22 protein-coding genes are annotated in these 22,360 nt (G+C 65.1%); 12 read left to right on the top strand and 10 right to left on the bottom strand.

Going from position 1 to position 22,360, the window contains the following annotated elements; genetic code table 11:
• Positions 1-3: 3 nt before the first annotated feature.
• Positions 4-966: a sulfate ABC transporter permease subunit CysW gene (cysW, locus tag CWS35_RS01915; RefSeq protein ID WP_371682830.1), complete on the top strand. Its 963-nt coding sequence runs from the start codon at positions 4-6 to the stop codon at positions 964-966.
• Positions 956-2,005 (top strand): sulfate/molybdate ABC transporter ATP-binding protein, encoded by a 1,050-nt coding sequence (locus tag CWS35_RS01910; protein WP_024581913.1) that lies wholly within the window; start codon positions 956-958, stop codon positions 2,003-2,005. The genes cysW and CWS35_RS01910 overlap by 11 nt, the downstream gene beginning before the upstream one ends.
• 22 nt (positions 2,006-2,027) lie before the next feature.
• Here the strand turns inward: CWS35_RS01910 and CWS35_RS01905 are convergent, their stop codons facing one another.
• Positions 2,028-2,498 (bottom strand): nuclear transport factor 2 family protein, encoded by a 471-nt coding sequence (locus tag CWS35_RS01905; protein WP_100950487.1) that lies wholly within the window; start codon positions 2,496-2,498, stop codon positions 2,028-2,030.
• 202 nt (positions 2,499-2,700) lie between these two features.
• On the opposite strand from CWS35_RS01905, the gene CWS35_RS01900 reads away from it, so the two are divergent.
• The 4 genes from CWS35_RS01900 (at position 2,701) to CWS35_RS01885 (ending at position 5,823) form a co-directional block, all read left to right on the top strand.
• On the top strand, positions 2,701-3,198 hold the full coding sequence (locus tag CWS35_RS01900; protein WP_100950485.1) for a CAP domain-containing protein: 498 nt from the start codon (positions 2,701-2,703) through the stop codon (positions 3,196-3,198).
• Positions 3,199-3,340: 142 nt separating this feature from the next.
• Positions 3,341-4,510, top strand: a complete 1,170-nt coding sequence (locus CWS35_RS01895; protein WP_024581916.1) for a DUF3734 domain-containing protein — start codon at positions 3,341-3,343, stop codon at positions 4,508-4,510.
• A 12-nt stretch (positions 4,511-4,522) separates the two neighbouring features.
• On the top strand, positions 4,523-5,311 hold the full coding sequence (locus tag CWS35_RS01890; protein ID WP_024581917.1) for a 3-hydroxybutyrate dehydrogenase: 789 nt from the start codon (positions 4,523-4,525) through the stop codon (positions 5,309-5,311).
• Between the two features lie 116 nt (positions 5,312-5,427).
• On the top strand, positions 5,428-5,823 hold the full coding sequence (locus CWS35_RS01885; RefSeq protein ID WP_100950483.1) for an MAPEG family protein: 396 nt from the start codon (positions 5,428-5,430) through the stop codon (positions 5,821-5,823).
• A gap of 11 nt (positions 5,824-5,834) precedes the next feature.
• Here CWS35_RS01885 and CWS35_RS01880 read toward each other — a convergent pair whose 3' ends face one another.
• Together CWS35_RS01880 and CWS35_RS01875 are read right to left on the bottom strand one after the other, a co-directional pair.
• Positions 5,835-7,229 carry an oligosaccharide flippase family protein gene (locus CWS35_RS01880; protein WP_100950481.1) on the bottom strand — a complete coding sequence of 465 codons (1,395 nt, stop codon included), beginning with the start codon at positions 7,227-7,229 and terminating at the stop codon, positions 5,835-5,837.
• A gap of 235 nt (positions 7,230-7,464) precedes the next feature.
• Positions 7,465-8,304, bottom strand: coding sequence for a protein-disulfide reductase DsbD domain-containing protein (locus CWS35_RS01875; protein ID WP_100950479.1), 840 nt, complete (start codon positions 8,302-8,304; stop codon positions 7,465-7,467).
• A gap of 136 nt (positions 8,305-8,440) precedes the next feature.
• Between CWS35_RS01875 and CWS35_RS01870 the strand changes: the two genes are divergently transcribed.
• Positions 8,441-9,100: a YqgE/AlgH family protein gene (locus tag CWS35_RS01870; protein ID WP_024585290.1), complete on the top strand. Its 660-nt coding sequence runs from the start codon at positions 8,441-8,443 to the stop codon at positions 9,098-9,100.
• A 175-nt stretch (positions 9,101-9,275) separates the two neighbouring features.
• Here CWS35_RS01870 and CWS35_RS01865 read toward each other — a convergent pair whose 3' ends face one another.
• Both CWS35_RS01865 and CWS35_RS01860 read right to left on the bottom strand, forming a co-directional pair.
• Complete coding sequence (locus CWS35_RS01865; protein ID WP_100950477.1) at positions 9,276-10,163, bottom strand: TauD/TfdA family dioxygenase; 888 nt, start codon at positions 10,161-10,163, stop codon at positions 9,276-9,278.
• A gap of 100 nt (positions 10,164-10,263) precedes the next feature.
• The gene (locus CWS35_RS01860) at positions 10,264-11,043 is read right to left on the bottom strand and encodes an SDR family NAD(P)-dependent oxidoreductase (RefSeq protein ID WP_168226252.1); all 780 of its coding nucleotides are present in this window, start codon (positions 11,041-11,043) and stop codon (positions 10,264-10,266) included.
• Positions 11,044-11,219: 176 nt separating this feature from the next.
• Here CWS35_RS01860 and CWS35_RS01855 point away from each other — a divergent pair, with 176 nt between their 5' ends.
• Together CWS35_RS01855 and CWS35_RS01850 are read left to right on the top strand one after the other, a co-directional pair.
• Entirely contained in the window at positions 11,220-11,954 is a 735-nt protein-coding gene (locus CWS35_RS01855) for an SDR family NAD(P)-dependent oxidoreductase (RefSeq protein WP_100950475.1), read from the top strand.
• Positions 11,955-12,091: 137 nt separating this feature from the next.
• A complete protein-coding gene (locus tag CWS35_RS01850) occupies positions 12,092-12,460 on the top strand; it encodes a CsbD family protein (protein ID WP_024584366.1) in 369 nt (122 codons plus the stop codon).
• A gap of 287 nt (positions 12,461-12,747) precedes the next feature.
• Here the strand turns inward: CWS35_RS01850 and CWS35_RS01840 are convergent, their stop codons facing one another.
• From CWS35_RS01840 to CWS35_RS01830, 3 genes are all read right to left on the bottom strand, one after another.
• Positions 12,748-14,448 (bottom strand): SGNH family hydrolase, encoded by a 1,701-nt coding sequence (locus CWS35_RS01840; RefSeq protein ID WP_024584367.1) that lies wholly within the window; start codon positions 14,446-14,448, stop codon positions 12,748-12,750.
• Positions 14,449-14,737: 289 nt separating this feature from the next.
• Positions 14,738-16,117, bottom strand: coding sequence for a lytic murein transglycosylase (locus CWS35_RS01835; protein ID WP_024584368.1), 1,380 nt, complete (start codon positions 16,115-16,117; stop codon positions 14,738-14,740).
• 132 nt (positions 16,118-16,249) lie between these two features.
• A complete protein-coding gene (locus CWS35_RS01830) occupies positions 16,250-16,669 on the bottom strand; it encodes a MerR family transcriptional regulator (RefSeq protein ID WP_024584369.1) in 420 nt (139 codons plus the stop codon).
• 93 nt (positions 16,670-16,762) lie between these two features.
• On the opposite strand from CWS35_RS01830, the gene CWS35_RS01825 reads away from it, so the two are divergent.
• Positions 16,763-18,061, top strand: a complete 1,299-nt coding sequence (locus tag CWS35_RS01825; protein ID WP_024584370.1) for an NADH:flavin oxidoreductase/NADH oxidase family protein — start codon at positions 16,763-16,765, stop codon at positions 18,059-18,061.
• Positions 18,062-18,245: 184 nt separating this feature from the next.
• The gene (gene galU / locus CWS35_RS01820) at positions 18,246-19,121 is read left to right on the top strand and encodes a UTP--glucose-1-phosphate uridylyltransferase GalU (RefSeq protein WP_024584371.1); all 876 of its coding nucleotides are present in this window, start codon (positions 18,246-18,248) and stop codon (positions 19,119-19,121) included.
• 57 nt (positions 19,122-19,178) lie between these two features.
• Here galU and CWS35_RS01815 read toward each other — a convergent pair whose 3' ends face one another.
• Positions 19,179-20,195, bottom strand: a complete 1,017-nt coding sequence (locus CWS35_RS01815; protein ID WP_100950471.1) for an IS30 family transposase — start codon at positions 20,193-20,195, stop codon at positions 19,179-19,181.
• 218 nt (positions 20,196-20,413) lie between these two features.
• Entirely contained in the window at positions 20,414-21,907 is a 1,494-nt protein-coding gene (locus CWS35_RS01810) for a sensor domain-containing diguanylate cyclase (RefSeq protein WP_029880028.1), read from the bottom strand.
• A gap of 122 nt (positions 21,908-22,029) precedes the next feature.
• Here CWS35_RS01810 and CWS35_RS01805 point away from each other — a divergent pair, with 122 nt between their 5' ends.
• Positions 22,030-22,287, top strand: coding sequence for a hypothetical protein (locus CWS35_RS01805; RefSeq protein WP_024584373.1), 258 nt, complete (start codon positions 22,030-22,032; stop codon positions 22,285-22,287).
• Positions 22,288-22,360 lie beyond the last annotated feature (73 nt).

Below are 22,360 nucleotides of genomic sequence, written 5' to 3'. Positions count from 1 at the left end.
AAGATGTCGATGCAGACGGGATTGGCGACCTCGACGCCGCAACTGCGGACCTATCCGGTTACGACCGACGTCAGCGTCGCCGCGCCGGCGCCGCTGCGCGAGATCGCGCGCGTGGAGCCGAGCAGCGCGCAACGCAATTTGCGCACCGAGCCCGGCCCGATCCGCTTCATCATCATCGCGCTCGCGATCGCCTTCCTCAGTGTGTTCGTCGTGCTGCCGCTCGTCGTGGTGTTCGCCTCCGCCTTCTCGAAGGGCATCGGCGCCTATCTCGCGGCGCTGGCCGAGCCTGAGGCGCTCGCCGCGATCAGGCTGACACTGCTGATCGCCGCGATCTCGGTCACGCTCAACCTGGTGTTCGGCGTGCTTGCAGCCTGGGCGATTTCGAAATTCGAGTTCACCGGCAAGACCTTCCTGATTACGCTGATCGACCTGCCGTTCTCGGTGTCGCCCGTGATCTCGGGCCTGGTCTTCGTGCTGCTGTTCGGCGCCCAAGGCTATTTCGGGCCATGGCTACAGGCGCACAACATCCACATCCTGTTCGCGGTGCCGGGCATCGCGCTGGCGACGATCTTCGTCACCTTCCCGTTCGTGGCCCGCGCGCTGATCCCGCTGATGCAGGAGCAGGGCACCCAGGAGGAGGAGGCGGCGATCTCGCTCGGCGCTTCCGGCCTGCAAACGTTTTTCCGTGTCACGCTGCCCAACATCAAATGGGGCCTGCTCTACGGTGTCCTGCTCTGCAACGCGCGGGCGATGGGCGAGTTCGGCGCAGTGTCGGTCGTGTCAGGTCATATCCGCGGCGAGACCAACACGATGCCGCTGCTGGTCGAGATTCTCTACAACGAATATCAATTCGTCGCGTCGTTCGCGATCGCATCGCTGCTGGCGATGCTGGCGCTGATCACGCTGGTCGTGAAGACCGTCCTCGAACGGCGTCTGGATGAAGGTGAGGCCGCCGATGGCGATTGAAGTCACAAATATCGTAAAACGGTTCGGCAGCTTTGCCGCGCTCGACAATGTCGATCTCAGGGTTGCCGACGGCGAACTCCTGGCGCTGCTCGGCCCGTCCGGCTCCGGCAAGACCACGCTGCTGCGCATCATTGCCGGCCTGGACTGGCCTGACTCCGGCGAGGTCGCGATCGACGGCGAGAACGCGCTGTCGCGCGGCGCCAGCGAGCGCCAGGTCGGCTTCGTATTCCAGCATTACGCGCTGTTCCGCCACATGACCGTGTTCGAGAACGTTGCCTTCGGCTTGCGGGTGCAGCCGCGCGCGATCCGCAAGGACGAAGCGACGATCCGCGCTCGCGTCAAGAACCTGCTCGACCTGGTGCAACTCGATTGGCTCGCCAACCGCTATCCGAGCCAGTTGTCCGGCGGCCAGCGTCAGCGCATCGCGCTGGCGCGTGCGCTCGCGATCGAGCCGCGCATCCTGCTGCTCGACGAGCCGTTCGGTGCGCTCGATGCCAAGGTGCGCAAGGAGCTGCGGCAGTGGCTGCGCTCGCTGCATAACGAGATCCACGTCACCTCGATCTTCGTCACCCACGACCAGGAGGAGGCGCTCGAAGTCGCCAACCGCGTCGTGGTGATGGACAAGGGCAAGATCGAGCAGATCGGCTCGCCGGGCGAGGTCTATGACAATCCGGCGACCGCCTTCGTGCACGGTTTCATCGGCGAATCCATCGTGCTGCCGGTCGATGTCGCGGGCGACGCGGTGCGGCTGGACGGCCGGCCTCTGAACATTCCGGCGCTCGGCGCCGCATCCGGCGCGGCAAAGCTGTTCGTCCGCCGTCACGACATGGCGGTCGGTCCGGCCGGCGCCGGCGCACTCGAAGGCGCCATCCGCCACGTCCGCTCGTTCGGTCCGATCCAGCGCGCCGAGGTGACGCTGTCGGGCAGTGAGGGCAAGACAGTGATCGAGATCGACGCCCCCCGCGACCGTGAATTGCAGGCCGGCGAGATCGTCTCGCTACAGCCCCGCCGCTACCGGATCTTTGCCGCGCAGGACTAGAACGAGCGACAAGGGCTCACGGTCAACGCGCCTTGACCGGGCGGTTGCCATGGCTGTCCTGCGGCACGCCACGTTGCAGCGACATGTGGGAATGAATGCCGAGCCAACGTCCGTCGGTCTGCCGTGCGAGGATGATGGTCGCTCGTCCCGGCCGATCGAACCGGCTGCCGTCCGCACGGAAGCCGGTGCTGGTCCAGGGCGTGATCACGGTCGCCATGCTGCCGTCGCCGCTCATCAGCACCGCGGTATTGTCGAGGTCGAAGGCAAAGTCCGCCGTACGTGGCCAGACATTGTCCCATTGCGTCTCGGTCCAGCGCGCGAGGCCGCGGATCAGTTCCTGGTAGGTGCCGAAGGCGATGATGTCGGGATGCCAGAACGGACGGGCAGCGGCATAGTCCACGGCCCGGACGCAGGCGGCGAACCGCTCGAGCCAATCGAAGATCGCGCGCGTCGCGCTCGAATCGGCGATCGGCAGGGCTGCTTGCTGGCTCATGACCTTCCTCAACCCGACGATTACGTTAGGCCGACCGAGCCAGAAACGCGCAATGGTGTCAACGGGATGGCCATAACCCGGATGAAGCCACCGGGAGCTGCCCGGCAATGCCGGCATTTGGCTGTCAAAAGTTAGCCCCTGTTCACCATTCAGCCACGGTTGGTATGCAACAACGGCGGGCCAACTTTGGGGGTTCTCACGAGTGAAACGGACGACGGTCGCCCTGTTCGGGCTTCTGGTGCTTGCCGGCTGCGGCACAGAGACCAAAATCCCGGAAGAACCGGCCATGTATCTCAACATGGCGCAGCCCGGTGCCGTGCTGGATAGCCAGGCCGCCGCGATCATGTTTTCGCAGTACCGCCAGAACAACGGCCTTGGCGTCGTGGTGGTGGATCCCGCGCTGACCAAGCTCGCCGAGCAGCAATCGCAGGCGATGGCCGCCCGCAACAAGATGGATCACGACGTGAAGGCCCCGCTCGGCAAGCGGCTCGAGGCCGGCGGCTATCCCGCGACCGTCGCGGTCGAGAACATCTCGGCCGGCTATCACACGCTCGCGGAAGCGTTCTCTGGGTGGCGCGATTCACCGCCGCACAAGGCCAATATGCTCAAGAGCGGTGTCACAAAAATGGGCATCGCGGCCGTCTATGCTCCAAACACCAAATACAAGGTGTTCTGGACGCTCATTCTGGCAGCAACCTGATTTCGATAAATTCCGCGTGATCCAAGGCATGATCCGGAAAAGTGGATCATGCCCAAAGAAGACCCCCTCATCTCGCTGATTGACGGCGCGGCGAACAGCCGCCACGGTGCGGCTCAAGTCATTTCTGACCGAACGGTTACGGATGGATACTTCGGATTCCGCGCCGGCCTCGACGCCCGCGCAAGCGCAGCGGGTGCTGGTTCTCCAGGGCGGCGGGGCGCTCGGCTCCTACCAGGCCGGTGCCTTCCAGGCGCTCTGCCACGCGGGCTTCGAGCCGGAATGGATCGCCGGCATCTCGATCGGCGCCATCAATGCCGCGATCATCGCCGGCAACGAGCCGGACAGGCGGGTGCCGCGGTTGAAGGAATTCTGGGAGATGGTGTCGGCGCCGGTGCCGTGGAACCCGGTGTCGAAGCATGAGCGCGCCCGCTCGCTGTTCAACGAGACCTCTGCTGCGATCATCGCGACTTTCGGCGTGCCCGGCTTCTTCACGCCGCGGATTCCGCCGGCGCCGCTGTGGCCGCCCGGCAGCTCGCAATCGCTGAGCTATTACGACACGGCGCCCCTGAAGAAGACGTTGGAGCGGCTTGTCGACTTCGATCGCATCAACGACCTGAAGACGCGCCTGTCGGTCGGCGCGGTCGGCGTCACCTCCGGCAACTTCTGCTATTTCGACAATTACGAGTTCAAGAAGCTCGGTAAAAAGATCGGTCCCGAGCACATCATGGCCTCGGGCGCGCTGCCGCCGGGCTTTCCCGCCGTCGTGATCGAGGGCGAGCATTACTGGGACGGCGGCATCGCCTCCAACACGCCGCTCGATTTCGTGCTCGACGAGGAGACCAGCCGCGATCTGCTGATCTTCCAGGTCGACCTGTTCAGTGCGCGCGGGCCGTTGCCGGAGACGCTGCTGGAGGCCGCCGAGCGCGAAAAGGACATCCGCTATTCCAGCCGGACACGGATGAACACCGACAAGAACAAGCAGGTCCACAATGCCCGCATGGCGGTGCGCGACCTCATCAGCAAGCTGCCCGATTACCTGAAGAACGATCCGTCGGTCGAACTGCTGCGCAAGGCGTCGAAGGAGAACACCGTCACGGTGGTTCACCTGATCTACAAGAGCAAGAACTACGAGAGCTCCTCGAAAGATTACGACTTCTCCCATGTTGCGATGGTCGAGCACTGGGGCGCGGGCGTCCGCGACGTGCATTTGTCGATGCGTCACAAAGAATGGCTAGAACGGCCACAGTCCGGGGAAACCATGGTGACTTACGATCTGACGGGGGATGAACCCGAAGCCCCCGCAGGCAAATAGGAGCGACCGATAATGGGTACATTGACAGGCAAGACCGCCGTTGTGACCGGCTCGACCAGCGGCATCGGATTGGCTTACGCACGCGCCTTCGCGGGCGCCGGCGCCAATATCGTCCTCAATGGCATGGGCGTCCCGGCCGACATCGAGAAGGAACGTTCCGGCATCGAGACCGATTTCAAGGTCAAGGCGGTGCATTCGCCGGCCGACATGACCAAGCCGGCGGAGATCGCCGAGATGGTCGCGCTCGGCGAGAAGACCTTCGGTTCGGTCGACATCCTGGTCAACAATGCCGGCATCCAGTTCGTGTCGCCGATCGAGGAATTCCCGCCGGAGAAGTGGGAAGCGATCATCGCGATCAACCTGTCGTCCGCGTTCTACGGCATCCGCGCCGCGGTGCCCGGCATGAAGAAGCGCGGCTGGGGCCGCATCATCAACACCGCCTCGGCACATTCGCTGGTGGCCTCGCCGTTCAAGTCGGCCTACGTCTCGGCCAAGCATGGCATCGCCGGACTCACAAAGACCGCGGCCCTCGAGCTCGCGCAGTTCAAGATCACCTGCAACTGCATCTCGCCGGGCTATGTCTGGACGCCGTTGGTCGAGCACCAGATTCCGGAGACCATGAAGGCGCGCAACATGACCAAGGAGCAGGTCATCAAGGACGTGCTGTTGGCCGCGCAGCCGACCAAGGAGTTCGTGACCTCGGAGCAGGTTGCGGCGCTGGCGCTGTTCCTGTGCGGCGACGATGCGGCGCAGATCACTGGTGCCAACCTCTCGATCGACGGCGGCTGGACCGCGGAGTAAGGCGGCGATCTTCGGTCGGCGAACGCGGCGTTCCGCGCCGCGTTGCCGGATCAGTCGAAAGACGAAAAGGCGGCTCTGATTGATCAGAGCCGCTCGCGTCAGGCGAGGGCTCTTGCATGACCACCGAGCTTGCCACGCTCGCTGCCGGCATCGTCTTCGGTATTGCCCACATCATTGTCACTGCGCATCTGCAGAGCTGGCAACGCGGCTATCACTGGACCGCGAGCTCGCGGGAGCAGAGCGTTCCGCCGCTCACAGGCCTCGCCGGGCGGGCCGAGCGCTCGCTCCGAAATTTTCTCGAGACCTTTCCATTCTTTGCCGCTGCGATCGTGCTCGCGGCCATGGTGGGCGCGCACAATTGGCTGACATTGTCGGGGGCGCAGCTCTACCTTTGGGGCCGCATCGCCTACACGATCCTGTACGCAGCCAATCTGTCGCTGGCGCGTTCGATGATCTGGAATGTTCCCACGATCGGCATCCTGATGATCGTGGCCGGATCGCTCCTGAAGTGAACCGCAAGGCGCTACGCCGCCGGCTGTCGCTTCCCGAATGCCAGCACGTGCAGCCCGAGGCGCGAGCGCACCACGACGAACAGCAGGATCGTCTCGAAGGTCAGCGAGAGCGAGGTCGAGGCGGCTGCGCCCATGCCGCCGTAGCGCGGCACCAGCGCGATGCAGAGCCCGACATTCATGAAGAACGACACCGCATAGGCGGTGGCGCAGATATTCTGGTGGCCGAGCATGTTCAACAGCCGCTCCACCGGCCCGATCGCCGAGCGCACCACGAGCCCGATCGCGGCCACGAACATGATGCTGTAGCCGTCGACGAATTTCGGGCCGAACAGCCACAGCAGCGGCTTGCCAAACGCGAGCAGGGCGACCGTTGCAAACAATGAGGGCCAGAACGTCCAGCTGATCGCGTGCGTGACATAGGCTGCCAGCCGGTCCTTGTCGCCGAGCGCGTTGTACTCGGCGAAACGGTGCGCCGTCGTCGCCGACATCGCATAGTGGACGAACGACACCAGTGCCAGCGTCTTCACCACGGCGAAGTAGATGCCGACTTCCTCCGAGGAGCGGAATTGCTGTAGCATCAGTACGTCGGTGTAGCCGAGCAGCAGATAGAAGCTCTCGACCAGCATGATCGGCAGCGAGATCGCGAACCAGCCCTTGACGTCGTAGGTCTTCTCGCCTGGGCCGAGATGGACTTTGAGGCGGCGGTTCAGCACGATCATCTGGCCGATCGCGGCGATGTAGACCGCCGCGGCGCTCGCGATCATCGCAACCGTCGCGCCGAGATCGAGGCCGAGCGCCAGCGCGCCGGCGGTCAACGCGATGATCAGCCCTTGCCGCACGATGAATTGCGGCATCAGGCCGAGCTGCATCCAGTCATGCGCGCGCGAGATGCCGTCCTGGGTGTTGGCGACCACGAAGGGCGGCAGCGTCAGGCAGCCGATATAGAGCGGCACCACCGCGTTGGGATCGATCCAGGGCGATGCGAGGTGGATCACGCCGGCGAGCAGCAGCGCCACTGTGCTGGACGCGGCAAGCACCACCCAACGGCCGCCGGAGAGGAAGCCGCGCAGCGCGGCAAGGTCGCCGCGCGCGCGATATTCCGGGATGATCTTCTGCGAGGACGGCGCGATGCCGAAATCCATCGTGCTGCCGAGCAGCAGCACCCAGGTCCAGACATAGACATAGATGCCGTAGTCCGAGCCGCTCATCCAGCGCGCCAGCAGGATCTGCGCCAGATAGGCGATCGCGGCGCTGATGACGCGGATGACGAAGATCATGCCCGCGAGGCGCTTGGTGACCGACGCCTCCTTGGTGCCGCCGAGCAGGCGCGCGACGAGGTCCCGCACGCGAGCGGCCGGGCCCGCTGGCGCGGAGGTTGCGGCAGAGGATTCGGATTGTGTCTCCATCACAGCCAAGGCGGAAAATTCCTAAAGCGCCGCAAGGCGGCAATGGCCACCGATCTATCAACGAAACGTTAAGATTGGGTTGGGTGAGCGATGTTCCCGTCGTCCCGGCGAAAACCAGGACCCCTTAGCCACAAATGTCTATTTGCGGGCACGCCGTGGCCCCGGCCTGCCTCAAACCGCTGCCGCGGAGTATGGGTCCTGGCTTCCGCCAGGACGACGACCGGAGAAGCGGGCGTCAGTTCAAATTGATATTGAATTCGTAGCTTTTGTCGCCGCCGACCAAGGTCAGCTTCAGTGCGGCACCCTCCGCCTTGGCGCCGGGCGGCAGTCCATCGAGCTCGAAGGAGAAGCGCTTCACGCCCGGCGGCGAGTGCTCGACCAGCTTGGGCACCGGAAGCGCCCAGTCCGGCGTCGGGCCCTCGACATACAGGCTGAGCTCCTTGCTGTCGGGCGCGGCGACATCGACCAGCACGTTGTTCTTGTCGTCGCGCTTGACGTCGCGGATCGTGACGGGGGTGGGATCGCCGATATTGGCGGGCTTCGGCACCGCGTTGAGCGCCTCCGACAGGGCTGCGTCCTCGGTCGAGGCGACGCTCGCGAACGCCAGCTCGGCCTTGGCCTCCACCGGTACGCACAGCTTCTCGCACACCGCGTAGCTGATGTCGGCGCGCAGCACCAAGGGCTTGTCGGGGTTCTTGGCGACGATGCGCAGCGGCAGCACCACCTGATGCTTGTAGCCGAGCGAGGTGCCGCCGGCGCCGTCGTCGAACTGGCGCGGCGCCGGCCACATCACCGTGACCGCATCGACATTATCCGACTTGGAGAAATCGAACCGCGGCGGCACGCCGGAATCGCCGGGCGTCCGCCAGTAGGTTTTCCAGCCGTCCTGCAACTGGAAGGCGATGCCGCCGAGCAGCACCGCGCCGCTGCGCGATCCCGCGAGCAACCGTACGGCGGAATGTGTGTCCTGCTGCCACGGCGAGGCGTCGTCGGCGCGAACTTCCGTTGCCATACATGCGACGGACAATGTAGCGGCAACGCCCAGAGCGGCCCGCAAGGGAACTGTGACGATCATGAGACGTGTTTACCTGCAACTTTCGTTGCAAACCATTGAATTGCTTGTGATGCATCGCCGCACGCGGCGTGATGCTTGATTGACAGAACCGCCACCCAATATCAGGATGCCAAATCAGCAGGAAAGGCCTTTGTGGATGCGCCCTGAAGGCAAAACAGGCAGGACTCGCAAGACCACCGCCGGCAGAAGTCCGGCCGTCGGTCCCCACGCCGCCGATGGCGGCTATCTCGATGGCCAGATGCTGATCGCGATGCCTGTCATGAACGACCCGCGCTTCGAGCGCTCGGTGATCTACATGTGCGCCCATTCCTCGGAGGGAGCGATGGGCATCATCGTCAACCGTCCGGCCGGCAGCATCGATTTCCCCGGGCTCCTGGTGCAGCTCGACATCATCGAGAAGTCGGACCAGATCACGCTGCCCGAGAATGCCGAGATGATGAAGGTGATGAAGGGCGGCCCGGTCGATACCGGTCGCGGCTTCGTGCTGCACTCCAGCGATTTCTATATCCAGGATGCGACGCTGAACATCGACGACGGCATCTCGCTCACCGCGACCGTCGACATCCTGAAGGCGATCGCCAAGGGCGCCGGCCCCAAGCACGCGATCCTCGCGCTGGGCTATGCCGGCTGGGCGCCGGGCCAGCTCGAGAACGAGATCCAGCATAACGGCTGGCTGCATTGCGACGCCGATCCGGAGCTGATCTTCGGCGCCGACGTCGACGAGAAATACGCGCGTGCCCTGCGCAAGATCGGCATCGAGGCCGGCATGCTGTCGAACGACGCCGGCCACGCGTAGCAGATCGAGCTAGCCATCTCCCCAACGTCGTCCCGGCGAAGGCCGGGACCCATAACCCCCGCATTGTGTGAAAGAGTTTGCTGGGGCCACAGCCGCGCGCAACAACCACACCCTGTGGTTACGGGTCCCGGGTCGCGCTTACGCTTGCCCGCGACGACAGCGGTTATTGTGGCCGCTACTCCGCCGCTTCCTGCGCCACCGTCGGTTGCGAGCCGGCGACCGTGGCGCGGCGCATGTCGCGGGGCTGCGACTGGTCGTAGCGGCGCACGCGGTGCACGGTCTGGCGGTTGTCCCACATCACGAGGTCATGCACCGTCCATTTGTGCACGTAGACAAACTCGCTCTGCGTCGCGTGCTCGGTGAGGTCGCGCAGCAGCACCCGCGCCTCCGGCATGCTCATGCCCTTGATGGCGCCGGCATGCGACGACAAATACAACGACTTGCGGCCGTGCCCCGGATGGGTGCGCACCAGCCGTTGCAGCACCGGCTTGAACATCTGTTTCTCTTCCTCGGTGTAGTCGAGGAAGCCGAGCGAGCCGCGCGAATACATCAGCGAGTGCTCGCAGATCATGTCCTCGATGTCGGCCTTGGTGTCGTCGTCGAGCGCGTCATAGGCGGCGCGCATGTCGGCGAATTCGGTGTTGCCGCCCTTCGGGTTCACCACGCGCGCCGACAGCAGCGAGAATTTCGCCGGGATCGGCCGGAACGAGCTGTCGGAATGCCACAGGCAATTGCCGAGGTTGAACAGATGGGTGCGGTGATCCTTCGGCAGCGGCTTGCCGTCCTTGCCGAGATTGCCGACGTCGTTGAGCCCCGACGACAGGCGATAGTCCTCCTTCTTCGTCACCGTGCCGCCACGCGAGCTCTCGCGCTCGCCGAAATTCAGCGCGAACGCCATCTGCTGTTCGTCAGTGATGTCCTGGCCGTGGAAGACGAGCACGGCGTATTTGTCCATGCCGGCCTCGATGTCGGTCGCTTCCTGCTTCGTCAGCGGCTTGCGCAGATCGACGCCGGAGACCTCGCCGACGAAATGCTTGTGAAGCTGCCGGATTAGAACCGTCATGGCGTATCTCCCCGTCTCGTGCGGGCGGTTGTCCCGCTTCGTTTGAAATGAAGGCTACTCCCGATGCGCCGCCTGTCAACGCTGTGACGTCATGCGCAGCTCAGGCATTCCGTGCCATCAACCCGCCGTCCACCGGAATGACCGCGCCGGTCAGGAAGGACGCCGCCGGCAGGCACAGGCTCAGCGTCATATGCGCGACCTCTTCCGGGTCGCCGTAGCGGCCGAGTGCGGTGCGGCGCTTGGCGTAGATCGTCTTGTGCTCCTCGGAGATGCGGTCGGTGATGGCGGTACGGATCGGTCCCGGACAGATGCAGTTCACCGTGATGCCTTCGCGCCCCAGTTCCACCGCGAGCGAGCGGGTCAGGCTGGTGACGCCGCCCTTGGCCGCGGAGTAGGGACTGTGCAATCCGGTTGCACCCAGCGCCTCGGTCGAGGCGATGTTGACGATGCGCGGCGAGCGCGACTTGCGCAGGTATGGCAGTGCCGCGCGGATGATGCGCGGATGCGCCGTCAGCATCACAGCGATGCCCTTGGCCCAGGCGTCCTCGTAACCGGGATCGTCGATCGGCACGCGCACCGAGATGCCGGCATTGTTGACGATGATGTCGAGCCCGCCGAAATGCGCAGCGACATCGTTGACGACCTTGGTGATGGCGTCGCGATCGCTGACGTCGAGCGTCCAGGCCTTCGCCGCGCCGCCGCTCGCGGAAATTTCCTTCGCCACCGCCTGCGTGCCCTCTTCGGTCAGATCGGTGACCGCGACATTGGCCCCCTCGTCGGCGAATACGCGCGCGGTGGCGCGGCCCATGCCGCTGGCGGCTCCCGTGACGAGAACGGTGAGGCCCTTCACCGAACGGCTGAGCTGCTTGTATTCGGACACGAAGACCTCCCGTTGATTTTTTGCGTTGTGAGACCGCCAACGCTCGCACCGATCCGCAGAGACGTCAAACCTGCGTTCCCGCATCGGCACGCGGGTAGCGCATTAACGCAAGTCCGCCGTTGGCTTTTCGCGAAGGATCATGCTCAATCAAGAAAACAGCACGAGAGAGGAACGCGATGAACGAGCTCGATTTCGGCGGCAAGCAAATATTGGTGGTCGGCGGCTCCTCAGGCATCGGCAACGGCATCGCGCAGGCCTTCCGCGCCAAGGGCGCGCGCGTCGCGATCTGCGGCACCCGCGCGCAGGCGAGCGATTACTCATCAGAAGAGGGCTCGCATCTCGAGGGCCTCGCCTACGCGCAGCTCGACGTCAGCAATCCGCAGGCGATCGAAGCCTTCAGGCCGTCGTTCGATCGGCTCGACGTGCTGGTGCTGGCGCAGGGCGCGGTGATTTACCGCCGCGGGGAATTCGAGATGGAGGGCTTCCGCAAGGTGCTCGAAGTCAATCTGATGAGCCTGATGGCCTGCGCCACCAAATTCCACGCGATGCTGAGCGCCAGCCAAGGCTCGCTGATCATCGTGAGCTCGACCGCGGCCTATCATTCCACCATGGGCAATCCGGCGTACAACGCCTCGAAGACCGGCGCCGTCGGGTTGACGCGCACGCTGGGCGAGGCGTGGGCCGAGAACGGCATCCGCGTCAACGGCATCGCGCCCGGCCTGGTCGACACCAAGATGACCAAGGCGACCACCGCCAATCCAAAGCGGCTCGAAGGCGCGCTCGGGCGGATTCCGCTGAAGCGGCTCGGCACGCCGGCAGACATGGCGGGCGCCGCGCTGTTCCTGGCGTCGCCGCTTGCTTCTTATATCGTCGGACAGACCCTCGTCGTCGATGGCGGGCTGATCCTCTAGGGCATGATCCGGAAGCGTGGAGCGCCATTTCCGGAAGAGGTCATGCAATGAGGCCAAAGCGCGCATCGCGCTTTGGCCGCAGGAACTTGCGCGGGGTTCGGCGGTTGGCTTCCTGACAATTTCAGGGAGCAGTCGTGATGGATAAGGATCGGATTTTCGGGACGGCCAAGGAGTTCGCGGGCAAGGCCGAAGGCGCAATCGGCGACGCCACCGGCGACGCGCAAACCCAGGCCTCGGGCCGCGTGCGCGAAGCCGCTGGCACGGTGCAGGATCTCTACGGCCAGGCCAAGGATGCCGCACGCGATGCCGCCGATACCGCGGTCAACTATGCCAAGGACGCCTATGAGAGCCGCGGGGAAACGATCCGCGACGGGCAGAAGGCGATGGCCAGGTCGGTGCAGGACAATCCGCTTGGCGCGCTGCTGATCGCCGGTGGCATCGGCTTTGCGCTCGCGCTGTTGATGACCCGCCAGCCGCGCCGCCCGCCGTCACGCTGGCGCTATTAAGGCTAGAGCGTTTTCGAGCGAAGTGGATACCGGTTCGCGTGAAGAAAACGCGTCAACACAAGAACCTAGAGCTCCGTTCCGATTCCATCGGAACGGGAAAGGCTCTAGGACATCTCACCCGCTGTCATTGCGAGGAGCCAATGGGTCGCGCGTATGCGCGCCCAGTGGCAGGCTCCGCGACGATGACAGGCTCCGCGACGAAGCAATCCATTTCTCCGCTTGAGGAGCGATGGATTGCGTGCGCTTCGCTCGCAATGACGTGGATATTACCGTGCTTCCGCCGCCCGTTACTGCCAGGGATTCCCCGGCGCAGAGGCGCGCTGTCCGATGCCGCGCGGCGGACGCGGCGGCGGTGCGACCAGTGGGCGCTGTTGCGGGGCGCCGAATCCGAACAGGTCACGTAGCCAGGGTTGGGTCTGCGGCTGTTGCTGCGGCTGGGCCTGGGCCGGACGGAACACGCGCCGCTGCGGCTTCGGCGCCGTGATGATCGAGCCGTCGGGCGCGATCGCCGTGGTGGAGGGCGGCGGATTCGCCGGTCCACCAGCCGGCGCGGTTGGCGTGGTCGCGGCAACCGGCACGTCGCCCTTGGCCTGCTCGCGGCCGATCTCGCGGCGTGGCCAGGCGAAATCGTCGGCACGGCCGGCAGGCGGCGCCAGCGCCTCGCCCTTCACCAGCGTGCGCGCGGCGAGCGCATCGACAGCGGCGGGCCGCGAGCCGGGGCCGCCGAGCAATTGATCGGTGCCGACCGTCGAGGCGACCAGCGGCAGCACGGGGCCCGCCAGCGGCCGCGGCGGCGGCTTGCCGGGCTCGGTGCTGGTCTCGGGCGCCGCCGGCTCGCTCGGCAGCGCGATCGGGCCGGAGCGCACCGCAAGCAGGCGGGTCACCTCGCGCTCGACATAGTGCGCGAGCTTGCGCGCGCCGGCCTTGGTGAAGAACACACCGTCATCGGAGCGCAGCTTGCGGGGCTGGCCTTCGAAGTCCGGACCCTTCTGCATGAAGCGGCCGGCCTCGTCGACAAAGCCGTCCCAGACGTCGACATAGGTGATGCCGGCCTTGCCGGCGCCGTCGCGATAGAGTGCGTCGAGGAACAGCATGTCCGACGTGCCCTTCTGGCCGCGGATCGCGGGCAATCCGACCCACAGCACCGGCACGCCCTTGCTCTTCAGCACGTTGATCAGTTCCTCGATCTTCTTGCCGTAGAGTTCGACCCAGCGGTCGTCGCGGAATTCGTAGAGCCCGTTGGGCGAGCGCGCGGTCTTTTCCGGCGTGGCCTGCGAGTCGCTGTCGGCGTCGTCGGCCGGCAGCTCGGGATCGGCAGGCTTGGCGTCGGCTTTGGCCGCGGTATCTGGCTTGTCGCCCGGCTTGGTATCCGGCTTGGCGCGGGCGTCCTTCTTTTCGTCCTTTTTCTCGACCTTCTTTTCCACCACCGGTTCGCGGATCGCGGTGCGGTCGCTGAGGCCGAGCATCACGACGATGGCGTCGGGATTTTCGGTGGCGAGAATTCCCTTGGCGGCTGCCGCCCAATCCGCCGGGTCGCCCTTGGGCTGATAGCGGATCAGGCCGGACACCGTCTTGTGCTTGCGGATCACGCCCATGTCGGGCTGGTCGGAATAAGCATCCTCCAGGCCATAGGCGAGCCAGTCGGCCATCGCGTCGCCGATCACCAGCACGTTGCGCTCGGCCGCGGTCTCGCGCTTGGCCGGCGGCGGCGCACGCGAGAAATCCTCGCGCGGCCGCTGCGGCTGCGATTGCGGCGCCTGCTGCTGGAACGGTGCGAAGAAATCACCGCCGAACCAGCCGCCACCACCGCCATGTTGTGGCGGCGCACGGCGCTGCGGTTGCGGCGGTCCGCCACCGAAACCGGGGAAGCCGAAGAACTGCGCCGAGGCGGGCTCGGCAATGCCGATCAGGAGCGCCAGCGCCACCGTCAGCGCGACCAGCGGGCCGGCTTCGGTGAAGATGCGCAGGAAGGACTTCGGCTTTGCCATCGAGCTCGGTCGCAATGATCTGGAAGTACGTGGCTATACTAGCGGAATCGGGCCGCACGCGGGCAGCTTTTCCACCATAAATCGGGTGCGCCCGGCGGCCGTCAAGGCGACGGGCAAATATCGGATTTCACGGTTACTTTCGCGGGGCAGGGGCCGAGTTTGACCGCGATGGAACTGGGGTGACGCGAGGGCCGTGGCCCGGATGGAGCGAAGCACAATCCGGGACCGGCCAACCGCGGTGAGAACCCGGATTTCGCTGCGCTTCATTCGGGCCACATGGGGCCGTCCGCTACCGTCCCCGCAGCCGGTCCAGCACCTCGGAGGTGGCGAAACCGTCGGCCGGCGCCCCGATCGAGGCCTGGAAGCCGCGCAGCGCCTCGCGGGTCAGGCCGCCGAACTGGCCATCCGGCGTCCCCTTGTAGAAGCCGCGCTGGGCGAGTAGCTGCTGCAATTCCAGCCGCTCGGCGCGCGACAGCACCCGTTCCTGGCGCGGCCACGGCTGCACGAAGGGCTGGCCGCCGCGCAGCCGGTCGGCGAAATGGCCGATGGCGAGCGCGTAGGCCTCCGCCGGGTTGTACTTCATGATCACCCGGAAGTTCTGCAACATCAGGAAGCCCGGCCCCTCGGCGCCCGCCGGCGCCAGCAGATAGGCCTTGTCGGAGGGCCGCGGGAACGGCTGGCCGTTGGGCCGCTTGACGCCGAGATGTTCCCACTGCGCAAGCGTCATGGCCTTGGCGCGGTCGGCCAGCATGAAGTTGAAGCCTTGCGGGATCACGATCTCGTAGCCCCAGCTCGCGCCGCTCTGCCAGCCGTCTTTCTTCAGATTGTTGGCGGTCGAGGCGATCAGGTCGCTCGGATTGTCGACGACGTCGCGGCGACCGTCGCCATCGCCGTCGACCGCGTAACGCTTGAACGCGGTCGGCATGAACTGGGTCGGGCCGAACGCGCCGGCCCACGAGCCGCGCATCTGCTCGGGGCGCAGATCGCCGCGGTTGAGGATCTCCAGCGCCGACAGGAATTCGTCCTTGAAATAGGCCTGACGGCGCCCGATGCAGGCCAGCGTCGCGGTCGACTGCACCACGTTGCGATCGCCCATCTGGGTCGAGTAGTTCGATTCGATGCCCCAGATCGCGGCGATGATGTAGCGGTCGACGCCATAGGCGCGCTCGGTCGCATCGAACTGCGGCTTGTATTTGGCGAGGATCTCGCGGCCCTTGGCCAATCGCGTATCGCTGACGAGGATGTCGAGATAGTCCCAGATCGCCTTGGTGAATTCCGGCTGCGAATCCATCAGGTCCATGATGCGCAAGTCGGGTTGCAGGCCAGCGGTGAAGCGCTGGAAGTTCTCCTGCGTGATGTTGCGCCGCGCGGCATCCGGCCACATCGCCGCGACGCAGTTCGGGAAGTCGGACGCGGCCTGGCGGATCGCTGCGGCTGTCATCAGCGGATGGCCTGAGGCGCCGTCCTCGCCGCTCCAGGGCGGTGCCGCGCCATCCTGCCCGGTTGCTGCCTGCGGCGGCGTCGCGTTCGGACCTGAGAAGATGCTGTCGATCAAATTGGTCAGGCCGTTGCCCGCCGACTGGGCCTGGGTGCTGCCGGGCAGCAGCAGGGCCAGCGCGACGAGGCCTGCGCTGAAGTGCTTGGTCCGCGATGTTGCCGTCGAGCGCATTTGTCGTGTGCCTGTTAAAATCGTGCCGTCCCAGAAGGCCCCGTCACGGTTTCCAATAGCTTAACAATGGGTGGCATTTTGGGCGTGACGAAATCGCGCGATTGGGCGGGGCAGGACAAATTGTCCGGGTTGTCAGCCCGCTTTGGACTGCTCCCGGAGGTCGGCCAAAATACCTTCGGCATTCGCAAAGCAGTCGCCGCCGGGTGGCGTGGCTTCGATCCGGGCGATCACCACCTCGAGCCCGGCCTGTGTTTCAGCCAGGCGGCGCCGCAGGGCTTCCACCTCGGTCACCTTGGTCTTCAGCGCGGCCAGCAGCGCGTCGCGGCTCCAGTCCCCCTTGCCATGTGGTGGCAGCAGGTTCCGGATCTGATCGAGTGAAAATCCGGCCTGCTGGGCCATCACGATGATCTCGAGGATTTGTCTCGTGCCGCGCGAATACTGCCGATAGCCGTTCAAACCGCGATCGATCGACCCGATCAGGCCCTGTCGCTCGTAGAAGCGGATGCGCGATGGCGCGAGGCCGGATTCCCGCGCCAATTCTCCAATCTTCATTTCGGGGCGCTCCGCGCGGCTTGACCTTAAAGTTAACTCTAAGGTTATGGTGCGCGTCGATCAATAGGGAAATTGGCCCAAGGAGCCTGGCCCATGTCGCCGTTTGAGACCCTCACCCTGCCCAATGGAAGCAGCCTGCCCAACCGCATCGCCAAGGCGGCGATGGAGGAGAACATGGCCGACGCAGGGCATCTGCCCTCGGCCGAGCTGCTTCGCCTCTACCAGGCCTGGGCCGACGGCGGCGCCGGCCTCATCATAACGGGTAATGTCATGATCGATCGTCGCGCCATGACCGGACCGGGCGGCGTCGTGCTGGAGGACGGCACCGAGCTCGAGGCGTTTCGAAACTGGGCCCGGATCGGCCGCGCCAAGGGCGCGCAGATCTGGATGCAGCTCAATCATCCCGGCCGGCAGATGATGAAAAACCTCGGCCAGCAAACCCTGGCGCCGTCCGCCGTGCCGCTCGATCTCGGCAAGCATTCGAACCTGTTTGCCATGCCGAGGGCGATGACCGAGCAGGACATCGACGACGTGATCGCGCGCTTTGTCAGCGCCGCGAGGCTGGCGGAGCGCGCCGGTTTCTCCGGCGTGCAGATCCACGCCGCGCACGGCTATCTGCTCAGCCAGTTCCTGTCGCCATTGGCCAACCGACGCACCGATCGCTGGGGCGGCTCGCTCGAGAACCGGGCGCGGCTGCTGATCGAAACCGTCAAGGCGGTCCGCGCCACGGTGTCGCCCGGCTTCTCGGTCGCGGTGAAATTGAATTCCGCCGATTTCCAGCGCGGCGGTTTCGATGCCGCCGACGCGAAGACGGTCGTCGAGCTGCTCAATGAACTGCCGGTCGATCTGGTGGAACTGTCGGGCGGCAGTTACGAGGCACCGGCCATGCAGGGCGATGCGCGCGACGGCCGCACCCTGGCGCGCGAGGCCTACTTCCTCGACTTCGCGCGCGACATCGCAGGGGTCGCACGCATGCCCGTCATGGTCACCGGCGGCATTCGCCGCATCGGCGTCGTACAACACGTGCTCGACAGCGGCGTTGCCATCGCAGGCATCGGCACGGCGCTGGCGATCAGGCCGGATTTGGCGAATGCCTGGCGCAATGGCGAGGACCCGCGGCCGGAGGTCGCGCCGATCCGTTGGAAGAGCAAGGCGTTGGCTTCACTGGCTGCGATGGCCGTCGTGAAATTCCAGTTGCGGCGGTTGAGCCGGGGCCGTGCAGCGAAACCGAACGTTTCGCCCGTGAAAGCGTTAATTTTCGCCCAGCTGCGCACGGCGTCGCTCACCCGTAAATATCGGCGCTGGATCGCGTCATCCGCCGCTGCGGCTGTGTCGCGCGACGGGTCGCCGCCGGCGGACGCGAATGCGCGGGCGGTCGGGATGCCTCGATAGCCGAACGCCGTGAAGGAAGCCGGGTGGGTGCGCATCACACATCCGCCTTTGTTCTCGGCTGCAAAACGGGTACGAAGATGCGAATATCGTGCTTTCAAGCGAAGTCGATTCCGGTTCGCGGGAAAACGCGTCAAATAAAACAGTTTCGCACGTCCCACCCATTTCAAGGGCTCCCGATAATCCCATGAAGATCCGCAAAGCCGTATTTCCCGTCGCCGGTCTCGGCACCCGCGTGCTGCCCGCCACCAAGGCGATGCCGAAGGAGATGCTGACCATCGTCGACAAGCCGTTGATCCAGTATGTGGTCGACGAAGCGCGGGAAGCGGGTATCGAGCACTTCGTGTTCGTCACCGGCCGCAACAAGGGCGTCATCGAGGATCACTTCGACCGCATGTTCGAGCTCGACACCACGCTCGCGCAGCGCGGCAAGAAGACCGAGCAGGACATTCTGGCCCAGAACCAGCCTGAAGCCGGCGCGATGAGTTTCACCCGGCAACAGGCGCCGCTCGGCCTCGGCCACGCAGTGTGGTGCGCGCGCGATATCGTCGGCAATGAGCCGTTCGCGGTGGTGTTGCCCGATGAGCTGGTGTTGAACACGCCGGGTTGCCTGAAGCAGATGGTCGATGCTGCCAACAAGCTTGGCGAGAAGTCGAATGTAATCGCGGTCGAGCCGGTGCCGGACGAACTCACTCATCAGTACGGCATCTGTGGTGTCGGCAAGCGCACCGGCAACATCTTCGAGGTCGACGGCATGGTGGAGAAGCCGGCGAAGGGCACCGCGCCGTCCAACCTGTCGATCACCGGCCGCTACATCCTGCAACCGGAGATCTTCGATATCCTGGCTACGCAGGAGCGCGGTGCCGGCGGCGAGATCCAGCTCACCGACGCGATGATCGGGCTCGCGAAGACCCAGAAGTTCTACGGCGTCGAGTTCGAGGGCGAGCGCCACGATTGCGGCTCGAAGCCCGGCTTCCTCCGCGCCAACATCGCCTTCGGCCTCAAGCGCCCCGAGTTGCGCGACGGCCTGATCGCCGAGATGAAGCGATATCTCGAGAAGTGAGCGGGGCCGCGTCGCTAGCGTTGATTTGCCCGACGGCGCACCACCAGCGCAACCTGTTCATCGTCGTCCTGGCGAAAGCCAGGAGGTGGATTCACACTCGAAGTGCAACACTTGAGCAGCAAAGACCTCTGTCGGGGTCTTGAAGTCAAGGCATTTGCGCGGGGTGTTGTTGTAGGCGGCGATGGACTTGCGAAGGCGGCGGGTCGGCAGCTTCTCAAGGTCGGTGTTGCGCGGGATGAAGCGGCGCATGCGGCCGATGGCGTTCTCGATGCCACCTTTCTGCCAGGGGGCGTGGGGATCGCAGAAGAACGTCTTGATCAAGAGGCTTTGCAAGGAAAGGTGAGCTGCGAACTCGGTGCCGTTGTCGAAGGTGACGGTCCGGCGGATCGGTTGTGGCAGGACCTCGAACAGGCGCACGAGATGGTGGGCGACGCCGGAGGCGAGCTTGCTTGCGAGGGGGACGCCGAGCAACAGGCGGGAGGTGCGCTCATGCACGGCCAAGATCTGCTGACCGTATTTGGAGAACATCATGAGGTCGGCCTCCCAATGGCCCGGGGTCTTGCGATCGGCGACCTCGATGGGGCGCTGATCCAGCGAAACACGGCCTTCGATGAAGCTTGCGGGACTGCCGCCCCGCTTGCCGCGACGACCGCGCTTGCTCTTGCCGCGCGGCAAATAGCGCCGCCAGCTGAAGTCCGAGGTGCGGGTGAGCTGGGCATAGATGAAGCGGTAGATGCTCTCATAGGAGATCACCCTGCGGCCGTGCTCACGCGCCAGCCGGCCGGCGACCTGCTCGGGCGACCAGCCCCGACCAAGACGTTCCAACACCGCGCGGCGCAGGCCGGGCTCTCGTTCGAGGCGAGAGCCCGTCCAGCGCCGCGCTCGCATCTGTTGCTGGGCATAGCTGGGCTTGTAACCGACCTGAACGCCAGAATTGCGGTTCAGCTCCCGAGAGATCGTTGATGGCGGGCGATCCAAAGCTGCCGCGATTTGCCGGATCGAGCTGCCACCGGCCGAAAGCCTGGCAATCTCGCATCGCTCCTCCAGGCAGAGCTGCTTGTAAGTCCGCCCCATGGCAACACCTCCAGATGGAAGTGTTGCACTTCGTTTGGGAACTCAGGGGACCCATTACCCCAAATGCTCGCTGCTGCGCGGCGCTGGGGCCACGTTCCCGTTCACCAGCAAATTCGGTGGTTATGGGTCCTGGCTTTCGCCAGGACGACGATGGGGTGAGAGTTGCGTGGCTCGATGCTCGATGTGCAACCGGCATCTCGCTGCTGCCGGCTTCGACCTCACGCCACCAGCGCGATCTTCGGAACGGTCGCGAGCACCGACTGGTTGCGGCCGTTGGCCTTGGCGGCGTAGAGCGCCTTGTCGGCGGCCTCGATCAGGTCGGCCGCCTGCTGGCCGGCGATCGGGCGCATGCTGGCGACGCCGATGCTCACCGTCGTGATCGATTCGCCCTCGCACCATTGCGCGACCTTGCCGCGGATGGCTTCAGCCAGTTTGAAAGCCTCGAGCGCGGTCATGTTGGGCAGCAGCACGGCAAATTCCTCGCCACCGAAGCGCGCCGGGCAATCGCCGGCGCGACGCACCGCGTCCGAGATGCAGATCGCGATCCCGACCAGCACCTGGTCACCGGCCTGATGCCCATAGGTGTCGTTGTAGGCCTTGAAGTGATCGGCATCGATCATCAGGAGCGCAACCGGTTGGCCGTGCCGGCTTGCTCGCCGCCACTCGCGATCGATCTCGCTGTCGAACTTGCGCCGGTTCTTCAGGCCGGTGAGGGCGTCGGTCGTCGCCAGTTCCTCGAGCTTGTCTTCGGCGTCGGCGCGGCGGACGATCTCGCGGGCAAGGACCATCGCCGCGCTGAGTACGAACAGGATCAGCACTGCCATGATTGCGCCGATCCGGATCGCCTCGGTGCGCCAGAGGTTGAAAACCGCTTCGAGCGGCTTGCCGACCACGACGTAGAGCGGGCCGGCGCCGCTGCGTCTGACATAGAGCCTTGGCGTGCTGTCGACCGGACCCTTGCCCGAGAAGGCGCCGCCCACCTTCAGGTTCTCGGCCTTCCAGTCCAGCTGCTCCGCGAGGTTCTTGCCGATCACGTCGAGATCGAACGGCGTTCGCATGATGATGGTGCGGTCGCGGCGCAACACGGTGATGGTGTCGCCCGGCGCGAGGTTCAAGCGGCCGAACAGGTCGTGGAAATAGCTGAAGCGGATCGAGCCGACCACGACGCCGAGAAAGCGGCCGTCGTCGCCGGAGATGCGCCGGCTCAACACGATGGCGTAGGAGCCGCGATGCAGCATCGGCCGGCTGACATAGAGCCCGGTGTCGGGATGGTCGCGATGGGCCGTGAAGTATTCCTCGTCGCTGCGGTTCTCCGGTCGCGGATCGAGGCTTGCGGCGTCGATGGTCAGGTTGCCGGCCGCGTCGAACACCTGGATCGCGCCGAAATGCTGAGCGGTCGCGGCGTGATCGAACAGGATCAACTGGCGCAGCTCCTTGCTGACATTGCGGATCTCCGGCATCTCGAGATTGCTGGCGACCGCGCGCAGCGACAGGTCGTAGAGCTCGACATTGCGGCTGATGTCGGCCTCGATGCCCGACGCGAGATTCTCCAGGGTCCGGCGCGCCAGTTCCTCCTCGCCGCGGCGCATGTCGAGCATCACGCCGGTGCAGACCGCGGAGAAGCCGAGGACGGTCGCAACCGCCGCGGCGATCAGCAGCTTTGCCGATAGCCGCCAGCGCCGTTTTGCGTCGTTTCCCCGTCGAAGTGGCATTCTCAGCTCCAAAAAGCCGTCATGCATCGGGAAATCTTGTTGTCGCCTTAAATGGCGACAGCGGCCTCCGAATGGGTTAACGGGTGGTTGCCGGTATATTGAATCTTGTCATCGAGGACGTTGTGAACGACTACGACACGCTGCGGGATTATCTGAAGAAGCAGCATCTGCCTGAGTTCGTGCTGACTTTCGACGAGATCGAGACGATCATCGACGCGGCGCTGCCGCGCGCCGCGCATCGCGCCTCGTGGTGGGAAACCCTGCGCAGCCCGCAGGAGAAGATGCCGCAGCGCGAAGCCTGCCTCGAGGCCGGCTACATCGCTACGCGCCAGACCGACGGCAAGAGCGTCAAGTTCAAGCGCATGCCGAAGCCGCGTTAGCGGGAGCAACGTCATCGCCCGCGAAAGCGAGCGATCCAGTATTCCAGGGCCTTCATCGCGATACGGCGACGGC

This window comes from Bradyrhizobium sp. SK17 (assembly GCF_002831585.1).
GTDB lineage: Bacteria > Pseudomonadota > Alphaproteobacteria > Rhizobiales > Xanthobacteraceae > Bradyrhizobium.
This window is presented reverse-complemented; position numbering and strand designations above follow the sequence as displayed.